Source organism: Streptomyces sp. NPDC006385 (genome assembly GCF_040612485.1).
Taxonomy (GTDB): Bacteria; Actinomycetota; Actinomycetes; order Streptomycetales; family Streptomycetaceae; genus Streptomyces.
The window spans coordinates 91,956-105,803 of sequence record NZ_JBEXQG010000016.1 but is presented as its reverse complement, the minus strand read 5'-3'; the positions used below and the strand labels follow the sequence as shown (position 1 = coordinate 105,803).

12 protein-coding genes are annotated in these 13,848 nt (G+C 69.9%); 6 read left to right on the top strand and 6 right to left on the bottom strand.

Going from position 1 to position 13,848, the window contains the following annotated elements; all coding sequences use genetic code 11:
- Positions 1–128: 128 nt before the first annotated feature.
- Positions 129–875, bottom strand: coding sequence for a hemolysin III family protein (locus ABZ078_RS15490; RefSeq protein ID WP_356575421.1), 747 nt, complete (start codon positions 873–875; stop codon positions 129–131).
- Between the two features lie 331 nt (positions 876–1,206).
- On the opposite strand from ABZ078_RS15490, the gene ABZ078_RS15485 reads away from it, so the two are divergent.
- Complete coding sequence (locus tag ABZ078_RS15485; protein WP_356575419.1) at positions 1,207–3,030, top strand: phosphoenolpyruvate carboxykinase (GTP); 1,824 nt, start codon at positions 1,207–1,209, stop codon at positions 3,028–3,030.
- 317 nt (positions 3,031–3,347) lie between these two features.
- Here the strand turns inward: ABZ078_RS15485 and ABZ078_RS15480 are convergent, their stop codons facing one another.
- Positions 3,348–3,770 (bottom strand): hypothetical protein, encoded by a 423-nt coding sequence (locus ABZ078_RS15480; RefSeq protein ID WP_356575417.1) that lies wholly within the window; start codon positions 3,768–3,770, stop codon positions 3,348–3,350.
- A 129-nt stretch (positions 3,771–3,899) separates the two neighbouring features.
- On the bottom strand, positions 3,900–5,111 hold the full coding sequence (locus tag ABZ078_RS15475; protein WP_356575415.1) for a pyridoxal phosphate-dependent aminotransferase: 1,212 nt from the start codon (positions 5,109–5,111) through the stop codon (positions 3,900–3,902).
- 333 nt (positions 5,112–5,444) lie between these two features.
- Between ABZ078_RS15475 and ABZ078_RS15470 the strand changes: the two genes are divergently transcribed.
- Positions 5,445–6,374 (top strand): serine protease, encoded by a 930-nt coding sequence (locus ABZ078_RS15470; RefSeq protein ID WP_356575413.1) that lies wholly within the window; start codon positions 5,445–5,447, stop codon positions 6,372–6,374.
- Positions 6,375–6,394: 20 nt separating this feature from the next.
- Here ABZ078_RS15470 and ABZ078_RS15465 read toward each other — a convergent pair whose 3' ends face one another.
- Together ABZ078_RS15465 and ABZ078_RS15460 are read right to left on the bottom strand one after the other, a co-directional pair.
- Complete coding sequence (locus ABZ078_RS15465; protein ID WP_356575411.1) at positions 6,395–8,017, bottom strand: D-aminoacylase; 1,623 nt, start codon at positions 8,015–8,017, stop codon at positions 6,395–6,397.
- Positions 8,018–8,060: 43 nt separating this feature from the next.
- A complete protein-coding gene (locus tag ABZ078_RS15460; protein WP_356575409.1) occupies positions 8,061–9,332 on the bottom strand; it encodes an amino acid deaminase in 1,272 nt (423 codons plus the stop codon).
- Positions 9,333–9,465: 133 nt separating this feature from the next.
- Here ABZ078_RS15460 and ABZ078_RS15455 point away from each other — a divergent pair, with 133 nt between their 5' ends.
- From ABZ078_RS15455 to ABZ078_RS15440, 4 genes are all read left to right on the top strand, one after another.
- Positions 9,466–10,278 carry a PfkB family carbohydrate kinase gene (locus tag ABZ078_RS15455; RefSeq protein WP_356575407.1) on the top strand — a complete coding sequence of 271 codons (813 nt, stop codon included), beginning with the start codon at positions 9,466–9,468 and terminating at the stop codon, positions 10,276–10,278.
- On the top strand, positions 10,275–11,036 hold the full coding sequence (locus tag ABZ078_RS15450; RefSeq protein ID WP_356575405.1) for an IclR family transcriptional regulator: 762 nt from the start codon (positions 10,275–10,277) through the stop codon (positions 11,034–11,036). Before ABZ078_RS15455 ends, ABZ078_RS15450 begins: the two co-directional genes overlap by 4 nt.
- Positions 11,033–11,443, top strand: coding sequence for a RidA family protein (locus tag ABZ078_RS15445; protein ID WP_356575403.1), 411 nt, complete (start codon positions 11,033–11,035; stop codon positions 11,441–11,443). The genes ABZ078_RS15450 and ABZ078_RS15445 overlap by 4 nt, the downstream gene beginning before the upstream one ends.
- 103 nt (positions 11,444–11,546) lie before the next feature.
- Complete coding sequence (locus ABZ078_RS15440) at positions 11,547–12,095, top strand: hypothetical protein (protein ID WP_356575401.1); 549 nt, start codon at positions 11,547–11,549, stop codon at positions 12,093–12,095.
- Here the strand turns inward: ABZ078_RS15440 and ABZ078_RS15435 are convergent, their stop codons facing one another.
- Positions 12,096–13,448: a M14 family metallopeptidase gene (locus ABZ078_RS15435; RefSeq protein ID WP_356575399.1), complete on the bottom strand. Its 1,353-nt coding sequence runs from the start codon at positions 13,446–13,448 to the stop codon at positions 12,096–12,098.
- Between the last annotated feature and the right edge of the window lie 400 nt (positions 13,449–13,848).

Sequence of the window (13,848 nt, the reverse complement as noted above, 5' to 3'; positions counted from 1 at the left end):
TCCCAAAAGAGTGGCGCTGTCAATCGGTTGGCGCATGGAGGGCGGCGCATGGAAGTCGGCGCAGGAACGTCGGCGTACGCGAAAGGGCCACGGCTCGGAAGCCGTGGCCCTTCGGTGTGCTGGAGCGGCTACGCGTGCTGGTACGCCACCAGCGAGATCCCGACGTAGTGCGTGATGAAGGCCGCCAGCGTCAAGGAGTGGAAGACCTCATGGAAGCCGAACCAGCGCGGTGACGGGTTCGGACGCTTGATGCCGTAGATGACGCCGCCCGCGCTGTAGAGAACGCCGCCGACGATCACCAGGACCAGGACCGCGATGCCGCCGGTGCGCATGAAGTCCGGCAGGAAGAAGACGGCCGCCCAGCCCATCGCGATGTAGCAGGGGGTGTACAGCCAGCGCGGGGCGCCCACCCAGAACACCCGGAAGACGATCCCCGCGGCGGCCGCGGCCCAGATGCCCCACAGCAGCCACTGGCCCTTGGCCCCCGGCAGGAGCAGCATCGTCAGCGGCGTGTACGTGCCCGCGATGATCAGGAAGATGTTGGCGTGGTCCAGGCGGCGCAGGACGCCGTCCATGCGCGGGCTCCAGTTGCCCCGGTGGTAGAGCGCGCTCACGCCGAACAGCAGACAGGCCGTGAGAGCGAAGATCCCGCAGGCGAGACGGCCTCGCGGCGAGTCCGCGAGTGCGGTGAGCACCAGGCCCGCGACGAGTACGGCCGGGAACATGCCCAGATGCAGCCAGCCCCGGAGCTTGGGCTTGATCTCCTCGGTGAGGTGGTGGGCGTGGTGCGCGATCTGGTGAGGCAGGGAGGGCGCGGCGGAACCGCGGCCGGCGGCCGGCGTGTCCGAGGGCGCGTCGGGGACGGGCGCAGTCATGTCAGGCATCGTACCTACGGAGCAGTAAGTTACGTATCAGAGTGGCCAGATGAACGCATGGAAGTGGCCATCGTCTCACGGGGTACTCGGAAGCGGCACACCCCGGGTGAACCCCTGGTGACGCATCGAAAACATCAGGATGAGTGGCGATGCTCACGCCGCTCACCTGTGACGCCCTCTGGACATATGCGCAGAGGCGTCGGATGATCAAATGAGTGCGGTCGGCACCGGATGAGCGCGGGAAGATCCAGTCAGCGCGGCATCCGGGTCGCGGCCCCCACGGGGCATACAAGGGCATATTCAGGACAAAATCCCTCACTTAGGAGCAACCGTGGCGCGCGACATCGCGGCTCCCCCCGTCGTTCCCACAAACCACCGGGCACTCGTCTCGTGGGTGAACGAGATCGCCGAACTGACCCAGCCGGACAACGTGGTCTGGTGTGACGGATCCGAGGCCGAGTACGAGCGTCTGTGCGAGGAGCTCGTCGCGAAGGGCACCTTCCGCAAGCTCGACCCGATCAAGCGCCCCAACTCGTACTACGCGGCCTCCGACCCGACCGACGTCGCGCGCGTCGAGGACCGGACCTTCATCTGCTCCGAGAAGGAGGAGGACGCCGGCCCGACGAACCACTGGATGGACCCCGCCGAGATGCGCGAGGTCTTCTCCGGCGAGAAGGGCGTCTTCCGCGGCTCGATGCGCGGCCGGACCATGTACGTCGTCCCGTTCTGCATGGGCCCGCTCGGCTCGAAACTCTCCGCGATCGGCGTCGAGATCACCGACTCCGCCTACGTCGCGGTCTCCATGCGCACGATGACCCGTATGGGCCAGGCCGTCCTCGACGAGCTCGGCGAGGACGGCTTCTTCGTGAAGGCCGTGCACTCCGTCGGCGCCCCACTGGAGGAGGGCCAGGAGGACGTCCCCTGGCCCTGCAACCAGACCAAGTACATCTCCCACTTCCCGGAGACCCGCGAGATCTGGTCCTACGGCTCCGGCTACGGCGGCAACGCCCTGCTCGGCAAGAAGTGCTACGCCCTGCGCATCGCCTCCGTCATGGCCCGCGACGAGGGCTGGCTCGCCGAGCACATGCTGATCCTCAAGCTCACCCCGCCGCAGGGTGAGTCCAAGTACGTCGCCGCGGCCTTCCCCTCCGCCTGCGGCAAGACCAACCTCGCCATGCTGGAGCCGACGATCTCCGGCTGGACGGTGGAGACGATCGGCGACGACATCGCCTGGATGCGCTTCGGCGAGGACGGCCGCCTGTACGCCATCAACCCCGAGGCCGGCTTCTTCGGCGTCGCGCCCGGCACCGGTGAGCACACCAACGCCAACGCGATGAAGACGCTGTGGGGCAACTCGGTCTTCACCAACGTGGCGCTGACCGACGACAACGACGTCTGGTGGGAGGGCATGACGGAGGAGACCCCGGCCCACCTGACGGACTGGAAGGGCAACGACTGGACGCCGGACAGCGAGACCCCGGCCGCCCACCCCAACGCCCGCTTCACCGTCCCCGCCGCGCAGTGCCCGATCATCGCGCCCGAGTGGGAGGACCCCAAGGGCGTGCCGATCTCGGCGATCCTGTTCGGCGGGCGCCGCGCCACCGCCGTACCGCTGGTGACGGAGTCCTTCGACTGGAACCACGGCGTGTTCCTCGGCGCCAACGTGGCGAGCGAGAAGACCGCCGCCGCCGAGGGCAAGGTCGGCGAGCTGCGCCGCGACCCGTTCGCGATGCTGCCGTTCTGCGGCTACAACATGGGCGACTACATGGGCCACTGGGTCGACGTCGCCAAGGGCAAGGACCAGGCGAAGCTCCCGAAGATCTACTACGTCAACTGGTTCCGCAAGAACGACGAGGGCACGTTCGTCTGGCCCGGCTTCGGCGAGAACAGCCGCGTCCTGAAGTGGATCGTCGAGCGGCTGGAGGGCAAGGCGGAGGGCGTCGAGACCCCGATCGGCATCCTGCCGACCAAGGAGGCCCTCGACACCGACGGCCTCGAACTGTCGGAGTCCGAGTTGGGCTTCCTCCTCACCGTCGACAAGGAGGTCTGGCGCGAGGAGGCCGCGCTCGTCCCCGAGCACCTCAACACCTTCGGCGACCACACGCCCAAGGAGCTGTGGGACGAGTACCGCGCACTGGTGCAGCGCCTGGGCTGAGCACCGCCCCCCAAGACGCCGCGGCCGGCTCCGAGAGTGCCCTGACCAGCAACATCGTCACGGCCGGCCGCGGTGACCGCACCACAGACCGGCGAGGTTCCGTACAACGGCGTGCGGAGCTGTGGGCCTGTCGCCGCGCCCCGTCCGCCCCGACGGTGGCCGCGGCGACAGGCCCTCGCCTGTGCCGAGCGTGACCAGCCACAGACAGTCGACCTGCACCCGCCCTCGGCTCAAGCCGGCGCGGTGCTGTGGCGCCCGGTCCGCGCGTCGCTGCGGGTGCACGCGGACCGGGGCCGTTCAGGGGGAGTCGGCCGCTGTCAGCCGACGCCGGTCAGTTCCTGCGGCTCGGCCTGCGCGGCGGCGTGCGCGTCCATGCGCTCGGCGGCGAGGATCGCCACGGCGGTGTCCGCACGCGACGCCGCGACCACCAGAGCCCGCCCCGCGAGGGCATGCGCCCGGTGATGCAGTGCCGAGAGCTTCGGCCGGCCGCCGGAGACCACCGCGCGGGCGGGCGTACGTCCTCCCCGCAGCCGGGCCACCTGGGCGGCGAGCCGTTCGGCCGCGGTGTCCAGGTCCTCGGAGGGCGCCGCCGCGCGCAGCTCGTCCGTGACGGCCAGCAGTGCCGCGAGGTGGCCCGCGAGCTGGATGTCCAGCTCCTCCTCGCGCGACCGGTGGGGGAAGTCGGGGGTGGTGCCGGCCATCGTGCTGTGGACCGACTTGGTGCGGATCGGTTCGTACATGGGGATGGCCTCCTGTGCGCTGACAGGAAGCCATCCTAGCTTAGATTTCGTCTAAAGTTGAGCCGTTCACAAGACAGGACTGACCGCACACGCAGGGTGAGTGCCGGGCCGACCGCCGGGGTGGGTTGGTCAGGGCTGGCTGTACCCGTCGAGGAACCGCCCGATCCGTCCCATCGCGTCCCGCAGGTCCGTGACCGTCGGCAGGGTCACCACGCGGAAGTGGTCGGGCTCGGTCCAGTTGAACCCGGTGCCCTGGACGACCATGATCTTCTCGCGCCGCAGCAGGTCCAGGACGAGCTGCCGGTCGTCCTTGATCTTGAACGCCTTGGGGTCGAGGCGCGGGAAGAGATACAGCGCCCCCTTCGGCCGTACGCAGCTCACGCCCGGGATCTGCGTCAGCAGTTCGTACGCGGTGTCCATCTGCTCCTTCAGCCGCCCGCCGGGCAGTACGAGGTCGTTGATGGACTGCCGTCCGCTCAGCGCCGCCACGACACCGTGCTGACCGGGCATGTTCGCGCACAGCCGCATGTTCGCGAGGATGGTGAGGCCCTCGATGTAGGAGTCGGCGTGGGCGCGGGGGCCCGAGATCGACATCCAGCCCACCCGGTAGCCGGCGACCCGGTAGGCCTTGGACATGCCGTTGAAGGTGAGGGTGAGCAGATCGGGGGCGATCGCGGCGGTGGGGGTGTGCGTGGCGCCGTCGTACAGGATCTTGTCGTAGATCTCGTCCGAGCAGACGAGGAGGTTGTGCCGCCGGGCGATGTCCGTCAGCCCCCGCAGCATGGCCTCGTCGTACACGGCCCCCGTCGGGTTGTTGGGGTTGATGATGACGATGGCCTTGGTGCGGTCGGTGACCTTGCGCTCGATGTCGGCGAGGTCGGGCATCCAGTCGGACTGCTCGTCGCACCGGTAGTGCACGGCGGTGCCGCCGGAGAGGGAGACGGCGGCGGTCCACAGCGGATAGTCCGGGGTGGGGACCAGCACCTCGTCCCCGTCGTCGAGCAGCCCCTGCATCGCCATGACGATCAGCTCGGAGACGCCGTTGCCGATGAAGACGTGCTCGACGTCGGTCTCGATGCCCAGGGTCTGGTTGTGCATGACGACGGCCCGGCGTGCCGCGAGCAGCCCCTTCGCGTCGCCGTACCCATGCGCCGTGGACACGTTCCGGAGGATGTCCTCCAGGATCTCGGGCGGACACTCGAAGCCGAACGCGGCCGGATTGCCGGTGTTCAGCTTGAGGATCCGATGCCCCGCCGACTCGAGCCGCATCGCCTCCTCGAGCACCGGGCCCCGGATCTCGTAACAGACGTTGGCGAGCTTGGTCGACTGGATCACCTGCATGTCAAGGAGCTTACGGCCGCGTAACGCGCGGCGGGTCGTGTTTTCCGCCACGTGAGACGCACTGGTTTGCGCCGTTGTCGCCCGAGTGGCCCCTTGGGTCTCGTCTGTCCCGCCCGAAGGGAGTGCCTGTGGTGATCCCATCCCTCTCCCGTGAACGTCCTGCGCCGACGCCCCGGTGCCTCTCACCCTCCGTGATAGGGAAAGCCCTACGGCCTGAACTCGCCGGTAATCAACTCCTTGTCCGCATCCCCCTCGTGCGTGAGAATGCGCATGACAAAAGTGCGGGTGACCGGAGATTCTTCGGTCACCCTCCTCGTATGAGGGGACCCCCACATGAGAAAACCTCTCGGCGCCGCCCTCCTCGCCCTGGCGATAGCCGGGGCCGGCGCCGCACCCGCGGTCGCGGCTCCCGTGGAGCCTGCCGGGTCGTTCGGCAAGAGCGTGGACACGGACACGGCGCTGTCCACCGTCACGGACGCCGTCACCTCCACCGCGGCGAGCCTCGACCAGGTCCTGAACCCCTCGGTTCGGGCGGTCAACTTCGCGGGAACCGTCTCGCTCAGCAACTGCTCCGGCTCGGTCGTCCGCTTCCCGGACTCCGAGGACAACGACCCGGCGCTGGTCATGTCCAACGGCCACTGTCTGGAGACCGGCATGCCGGGACCCGGCCAGGTCGTCGTCGACCGGGCCTCCAGCCGGACCTTCGGTCTGCTCAACGCCTCCGGCAACCGGGTCGGCACCCTGCGCGCCAGCAAGATCGCCTACGGCACGATGACCGACACGGACGTGGCGATCTATCAGCTCACCACCACATACGCGCAGATCAAGAGCTCGTACGGCATCAACGCCCTGACCATGGCCGACACCCACCCGGTCGCCGGCACCGCCATCACCGTCGCCTCCGGCTACTGGAAGCGGCTGTACAACTGCAACATCGACGGGTTCGCCTACCGCCTCAAGGAAGGCAACTGGACCTTCAAGGACTCCGTCCGCTACACCTCCGCCTGCAACACCATCGGCGGCACCTCCGGCTCCCCGGTCATCGACCAGGCCACCAACAAGGTCGTCGCCGTCAACAACACGGGCAACGAGGACGGCCAGCGCTGCACGGTCAACAACCCGTGCGAGGTGGACGAGAGCGGCAACGTCACCGTCCGCCAGGGCATCAACTACGCCCAGCAGACGTACCAGATCCCCGCCTGCTTCGGCGTCGACAACAAGCTCGACCTGAGCGCGAGCGGCTGCGTGCTGCCCAAGCCGTAACCGGTCACAGCCGTAACCGGCTACGCGGTTCTGCGGACCGCCCGTCCCGCCAGCACGTCCGTCCGGTGGCCGTCCTCGATCACGAAACGGCCGTCGATCAGGACATGCGGGATGCCCGTCGGTAGCGTGCGCGGCTCCTCGAACGTGGAGCCCGCCGCTACCGTCTCCGGGTCGAACAGCACCAGGTCCGCCCGGTAGCCCTCGCGGACCAGCCCGCGGTCCGGCAGCCGCAGCCGCGCCGCCGGGCGCGCGGTCAGATGGGCCACGCACTCCTCCAGGGACAGGACGCCCAACTCCCGTACGTACCGGCCGAGGTAGCGCGGGAACGTGCCGTACGCGCGCGGATGCGGCTTCTCGCCCCGCAGGATGCCGTCCGAACCACCCGTGTGGACGCGGTGCCGCATGATCGCCCGGACGTTCTCCTCGTGCCCGACATGCTGGAGGATCGTCGAGCCCAGCCCGTCGGCGAGGAGCAGACCCCGGGCGGTCGTCCAGGGGGTCTCGCCGCGGGCGTCCGCGGCCTGCTGGACCGTACGGCCGACGAACTCCCCGAGCGCCGGATCGCCCACCCCTGAGATCTCGATCGTGTCCCACTCGACGGGCATGCCGTGGCAGCCGTCCGCTCCGACGACCTCCATGTCGTGGCGGACGCGTTCGGCCGTCGAGTCGTCCGACAGCCGGGCCAGGACCGCGTCGGGGCCGCCCTCGTTCGCCCAACTCGGCAGCAGCGCCACGAGGGTGGTGCATCCCGGTGTGTAGGGGTAGGTGTCGAGGGTGATGTCGGCCCCCGACGCCAGCGCCTCGTCGAGCAGGGCCAGCAGCTCCGGCGCCCGGCCCTTGTTCACGCCGAAGTTCATGGTGGCGTGGGCCAGGTGGAGGGAGCAGCCCGCCGCCCTCGTCAGGGCCACCATCTCCGCGTACGCCTCCAGGGCCCCGGCCCCGTACGAGCGGTGGTGCGGGCAGTAGTAGCCGCCGTACGAGGCCACCACCCGGCACAGCTGCGTCAGCTCGGCGTCCTTGGCGTACATGCCGGGCGTGTACGTCAGCCCGGACGACATGCCGACCGCGCCCTGCTCCATGCCCTCCGCGACCAACCGCCGCATCCGGTCGAGCTCGGCCGGCGTCGCCTCCCGGTCCTCCCAGTCGACGGCGAGCGCGCGGACCGTCCCCTGCGGGACGAGGTAGGCCGCGTTGACGGCGATGCCCCGGCCTTCGAAACCGGCGTCGAGGCGGTCCAGGTACTCGCCCACCGTGCGCCAGTCGAAGTCGATGTCGTCGCCGGAGCCGTTCCAGCCGGTGACGGCCCGGCGCACCTCCGCGAGCGTACGGTCGTCGACGGGGGCGTACGACAGGCCGTCCTGGCCGATCACCTCCAGGGTCACGCCCTGCGCGGCCTTCGCGCTGTGGTCGGGGTCCCGCAGCAGCGCCAGGTCGCTGTGGGCGTGCATGTCGATGAAGCCGGGGGAGAGGACGAGGCCCTCCGCGTCCAGCTCCCGGCGTGCCCTGGGGCGTTGACAGCCCGCCGCGGCCGCCTCCTGGACGATCGACACGATCCGGCCGCCGTCCACGACCACATCGGCACGGTAGGAGGGACCGCCGCTGCCGTCCACGACCTCCGCGTCCCGTATCACGAGCTCGTCCATGACGTTCCCGTTCCCTCCACGCCGCCCTTGTTCTCCGGTGCTCCTAGAAGAACGTGCGGATGTAGTCGACGACCGTCCCGTCCGCCTCCGCGACCGGGATCAACTGCCACTTGTCGAACGACGTGCACGGATGGGACAGCCCCATGCCGACCCAGTCCCCGACCTGCAGGTCCGCCTCCTCGGTCGTCCGCAGCCACGCGTGCTGGTCGGACAGGGCGGTCACCGAGATACCGGTCGCCGGGCGTTCCAGCCCTTCCCGGCGGACCACCTGGGCGAACGGCAGGTCGAGGTCGTACGCCGCGTCCCGCTTGCCCGCGTTGACGAAGGCCTGGTCGGGGGAGGGGCGGGAGACGACCTGGGCCCACAGGCGGAAGGCGGGTTCGAGGGCGCCCTCGTCCGGGACCCGGTTGAACGGGGTCAGCTTGCGGTAGTGGCCGTCGTCGTGCGAGACGTACGCGCCCGAGCGCAGCAACTTCAGTACGGGGACGGAGAGTTCGGGGATCTCCGCGAACACCTCCGCCACCGCGTCGAACCACGCGCTGCCGCCCGCGCTGACCACGATCTCCTCAAGCCCCTCGAAACGGCCCGCCTTGTCGAAGTCGGCGGCCAGCGAGACCAGTCGGCGCAGCCATGCGCGCACCCGCTCCGGGGTCGCCTGCGGCACCTCGCCCTCGTACCCCGCGACGCCGACCAGCCGCAGCGTCGGCACGGCCGCCACCGCGTCCGCGACCGCCGCGCACTCCGCCTCCGTACGGACCCCGGTGCGGGCGCCCTCGCCGGCCGCCGACTCGACCACGACGTCCAGCGGGCGCGGGGCCCCGGCGTTCCGCAGCGCCGCGTCCATCTGCTCCACGCCGCGCACGGAGTCGACGTAGCAGACGAGGCGGAAGGCGGGGTCGGCCGTCAGCTCGCCGGCGATCCAGCGCAGGGCCGCGGGATCCACCAGCTCGTTGGCGAGGAAGACCCGCTCGATGCCGTACGCCCGCGCCACCCGCACCTGGTGCGGCACCGCGAGGGTGATGCCCCAGGCCCCGTGCTCGATCTGCCGCTGGAACAGCTGGGGGGCCATGGAGGTCTTGCCGTGCGGGGCGAAGGCGAGGCCGTGGCGGGCGGCGTAGGTCTCCATGAGGTCGAGGTTGTGCTCCAGGCGCTCGGCGGAGAGCGCGAGGACGGGGGTGGCGAAACCGCCGGTGAAGAGGTTGCGGCGCTGGGCGGCCAGCTCGGCGACGGTCAGGCCGTCGGCGTCCGGGGGGAGGCCCTTGAAGCGGTGGTCGACGCGTTCCTCGGCCAGGCGGGCGAGCGCCTCGGAGCTCATGGAACCTCCCTGATCTGTGCTGTTGCAGTATCTGCAACATCCATTGCGTATATCGCTCACGGCTGTCTAACATCTCGGCCGACACGGGTCAACGAACCGGGTCCCGCGAAACCGCCGAGGAGCTACGACGATCGTGACTGACACCGGACCCCGCGACGCCCCCGACGTCGTGGACGTCTTCGCGCTCGGCGAGTCCATGGTCACGTTCCTGATCGCCTCGTACGGGGTCGACACCGACGCCGTGCGCGTGGACCCCGACCGCCCGACCGGCATCTACTTCCGCACCGCCCGCGACCGGGCCACCGACGCGCACGAGGTGGCGTACTACCGGGCGGGCTCCGCGGCGTCGGCGATGTCCGTGGAGAACGTGGACCTGGAGACGGTGCGGGCCGGGCGGGTGCCGCATCTGTCGGGGATCACGGCGGCGCTGTCCGGTGGGTGCCTGGGGTTGATGCGGGAGCTGGTCGTACGGCGGCCCGGTCGTCCCCTCGTCTCCTTCGACGTCAACCACCGGCCGGGACTGTGGCGGGACACCGACGGGCCCGGCGTGCTGCTGGAGTTGGCTCGCGCCTGCGATCTGGTGTTCGTGGGCGCCGACGAGGCCGAGGCGGCCTGGGGCGTCGCCGGGGGGTCGGAGGCGATCCGCGCGCTGTTGCCGGAGCCGCGCATGCTGGTGGTGAAGCAGGGGGCGAGGGGCGCGACATTCTTCGCACACGTACCTGAGGGCACGCCCAGGGCGGTTCCCGTCCCACAGCGGGGTGGCACCCCGTCGGCATCGGTCCCCGCCCCCCACGTCGACGTCGCGGCGGCAGTGGGCGCGGGCGACGCCTTCGCGGCGGGCTTCCTCTCCGCCACCCTCGACGACGCCGGGTGGGAGAGACTTCGACTCGGCCCCGGCTGGACGCAAGCCGCAGAACGGGCCGAGGAGGAGGTGCCTACGCCATGAGCCAGACCGTCGACCGCGCGCTCAGCATCCTGCCGCTGCTCGCCGAGGGCCCCGCCGACCTGGGCCAGGTCGCCGACCGGCTGGGCGTGCACAAGTCCACCGCCCTGCGCCTGCTGCGCACGCTGCACGAGCACGGCATGGTCTACCGCCAGTCCGACCAGCGCTACCGCCTCGGCGCCCGCCTCATCGCCCTCGCCCAGGAGGCCATGGAGAACCTCGACATCCGCGAGATCGCCCACCCCCACCTCGTACGCCTCAACGAACAGTGCGGGCACACCGTGCACCTCGCCGTCCACGAGGAGGACGAGGTGCTGTACATCGACAAGGTCGAGAGCCGGTACCCGGTGCGGATGTACTCGCGGATCGGCAAGCCCGTCGCCATCACCGTCGCCGCCGTCGCCAAGCTGCTCCTCGCCGATCTGCCCGAGCACGAACGCCGGGCCCTCGCCGACAAGCTCGACTACCCGACGTACACAGCCCGCTCCACTCCCGACGCACCCGCGTTCCTGCGGGAGTTGGACAAGGTGCGCGAACAGGGCTGGGCCACCGACCTCGGCGGCCACGAGGAGTCCGTCAACTGCGTCGCCGCGCCGATCCGCGGTGCGGACGGCCGGGTCGTCGCCGCCCTGTCGGTCTCCGCGCCGAACGTCGTCGTCACCGCCGACGAACTCCTCACCCTGCTCCCGCTGGTGCGCCGCACGGCGGACGACATCAGCGGCGAGTACTCCGGCACAACCGCGACGAAGGACACCGTATGACCGAGAAGATCGCGCTCACCCCGAAGACCCACACCACTCCGCCTGCCAAGTTCTCGCACGGCGTGAGGAAGGGGAACATCCTCCAGGTCGCCGGGCAGGTCGGCTTCCTCCCCGCGGTCGAGGGCCGGCCCCCGACGCCCGCCGGGCCCACCCTGCGCGAGCAGACGCTCCAGACCCTCGCCAACGTCAAGGCGATCCTGGAGGAGGGCGGCGCCTCCTGGGACGACGTGCTGATGATCCGCGTCTATCTGACGGACGTCGCCCACTTCGCCGAGATGAACGAGATCTACAACAGCTACTTCGAGGAGCAGGGGCTGACCCAGCCGCCCGCCGCCCGCACGACCGTGTACGTCGGCCTGCCGGCGGGCCTGCTCATCGAGATCGACGCGCTGGCCGTCCTGGGCTGACCCCTCCAACTCCCGCACGCGTAACCGGTACGGGGGTTTGTTCGTGTAACGATGCGGGGGCTGGTTGCGCGGGACACAGGGTCGTCGACCATACTGCTCCGCTGTGGAGCAGCGCATAGGTTCAGGCAGCCAGCCCCTGGAAGGTGCCGGGTTCGATCCGGCCTTCATTCCCGGGCTCACCCCGCCCGCGTCCGCCGAGCCGGAGGACGTGAAGGACGAGGACGTGACCGAGGACGCCGACTCCGAGGAGACGGATCCCGAAGCCGTCGACGAGGTGGAGGAAGAGGCCGAGGAAGAGGCCGAGGAAGAGGCGCCCGTCGACGGGCCCGTCTTCGAGGCCGCCGACCGGAGGGCCCGTGTCGTCGCCGACCACCGGGGCGTCCGGCTCGCACTCGACGACCAGGAGTGCGAGTTCCGTTGGGACGAGATCGGCGCGGTCGAGATCGAGTTCCCGCGCTTCGGGAAGCGTTTCACCGTCACCGTGCACACTCCTGACCGCCGCTGGTACCCGATCGAGATCGAGGCGACGGCCAGGAGCCGCTTCAAGGAGTGGGACGAGCAACTGGACGCGGTCCTCGACGCCTACTTCGAGGACGGTGCCGACGACGCGGACGTCAAGGAAGCGGACGCCGAGGAAGCCGACGCCGAGTAGCTAGCCGCAGTACTGGCTTTCCTTGCCGATCGACCGGTACATACAGTCCGCGTTCTCCAGCAACTGCAGCACCGCGTCCCGGTTCCGGGACGTCTCCCGCTCGATCACCTCGTCGGGCGGGTAGAAGCCCCCGCCCGAACTGGACCTCGGGTACATCTCGAAGGTGTACCCGAAGATCTTCTGGCTGCCCCACAGCCAGTCGTCGATCGAGCCGTCGGTGATGTACAGGTCGCTGGACTGCTCCGCCGTGTAGCCGTTGCTCGCGGCCATCTTCTGGCCGACGGTCGCGAAGGCGTTGCGGTCGTCGGCGGTCATGCCGGTCGTGGTGTCGGAGTACGTGTACCCGAACGGCCACAACACCAGCTCGCTGTACGTGTGGAAGTCGATCCCGGCCTTGATCTGCTGCACGCCGCCCACGACCCGGCTGCGCACGAAGTTCGCGACCACCTTCACCTCGGGCGCGGACTCGGCGGACGGACCCCGGTACGTGTCCGAGGACGGCGACCCCGACGAACCGCCGCAGCAGCCCCACCGGTAGTTCCAGTTCCGGTTGAGGTCGGTCCCGACGTACGACGAACCGGAGTTGGGCTGCCGGTTCTTGCGCCACGACCGGTAGGAGCCGGTGGCGATGTCGTACTCGCCGCCGTCCGGGTTCATGTCGGGCACGATCCAGATCTCGCGGTTGTTCACCATGCTGGTGACCCGCGAGTCGCTGCCGTAGTCGGAGGTCAGCTCGCGCAGCAGATAGAGCGCCATCTCGACGGTGAGGTGCTCACGGGCGTGCTGGTGGTGGGTGAAGAGGACCTCGGGCTCGGACTCGTCCGTCGCCACGTTGTCGCTGATCTTGATGGCGACGATGTTCCGGCCCTGGTACGACCGCCCGATCACGCGCTGACTCGCGATGGACGAGTTGGCCGAGACGACCGAGTTGATCTCGCTCGTCATCTCCGCGTAGTTGTGGTAACGCGAGTCGCCGGACGGGAAGTCGTGGAGCCGGACGTCGTCCTTGCCGGAGGAGCGGTCGGGGACCGCGCCGAGCGGGGTGACGTCGTAGCCGAGGTCGCGCAGCTTCTTGATCTGGTCCGCGCGGCCGGAGACGACGACGCCGTGGCCGTGGACCTCGTCCACGGTCACACCCGTCCGCTGAAGTGCGGTGCGGTCCTCGGCGGTCGAGTGCATGTGCACCTCGTACTGCCGGGCGTCGTCGGTCGGGGAGGCCGCCTTGGTGGCGCTGTCGGCGTTCGCGGACACGTTCGTGGACAGGGGCGCCGCGAGCGCGAGGGCGAGCAGCGCGGCGAGCGCGGCGGTACGTCTGCCGCCGCGGCCGCCTGAGCCGCGTGTGCGGAGTCGCATGAATTCTCCTTGTGGGAGTGGGGGGTGGGGTTCAGTGCGACGTACTGCGTGATGCGGGTGCGGCGCTCATCGTGGGTCGGTGGCATGGACAGGTCAAGGGTGACGCGGTGATTGATGGCGTGAACCATTCGAAATTCAGCCGCGCAGTGTACGCGCGCGCACCGACCGTCGAGCGGTCCCGGGTGAAGTCCACCCGGGGGTGTGACCCGGACATGCGGGTCCGCGCGGGGTCGGGGGAGGGTGAGGGTCCGCGCAAGGGGAGCAGTGGGAGCGGCGGGAGCGGCGGACGTGGCGGGGAACGGCGCACCCTCCGGCTCCCCCGGCTCCCCGCTCCGTATCGGCAGCACCCCGAGGTCGACGGCACCCCGAGGCCGACGGCACCCCGAGGCCGACGGCACCC

Coding starts and splice junctions, on each gene's coding strand:
- ABZ078_RS15445 (WP_356575403.1), top strand. CDS start 11,033: ATGACCGAGAAGATCGCGCTCACCCCGAAGACCCACACCACTCCGCCT.
- ABZ078_RS15470 (WP_356575413.1), top strand. CDS start 5,445: ATGAGAAAACCTCTCGGCGCCGCCCTCCTCGCCCTGGCGATAGCCGGG.
- ABZ078_RS15475 (WP_356575415.1), bottom strand. CDS start 5,111: ATGCAGGTGATCCAGTCGACCAAGCTCGCCAACGTCTGTTACGAGATC.
- ABZ078_RS15465 (WP_356575411.1), bottom strand. CDS start 8,017: ATGGACGAGCTCGTGATACGGGACGCGGAGGTCGTGGACGGCAGCGGC.
- ABZ078_RS15435 (WP_356575399.1), bottom strand. CDS start 13,448: ATGCGACTCCGCACACGCGGCTCAGGCGGCCGCGGCGGCAGACGTACC.
- ABZ078_RS15460 (WP_356575409.1), bottom strand. CDS start 9,332: ATGAGCTCCGAGGCGCTCGCCCGCCTGGCCGAGGAACGCGTCGACCAC.
- ABZ078_RS15490 (WP_356575421.1), bottom strand. CDS start 875: ATGACTGCGCCCGTCCCCGACGCGCCCTCGGACACGCCGGCCGCCGGC.
- ABZ078_RS15450 (WP_356575405.1), top strand. CDS start 10,275: ATGAGCCAGACCGTCGACCGCGCGCTCAGCATCCTGCCGCTGCTCGCC.
- ABZ078_RS15480 (WP_356575417.1), bottom strand. CDS start 3,770: ATGTACGAACCGATCCGCACCAAGTCGGTCCACAGCACGATGGCCGGC.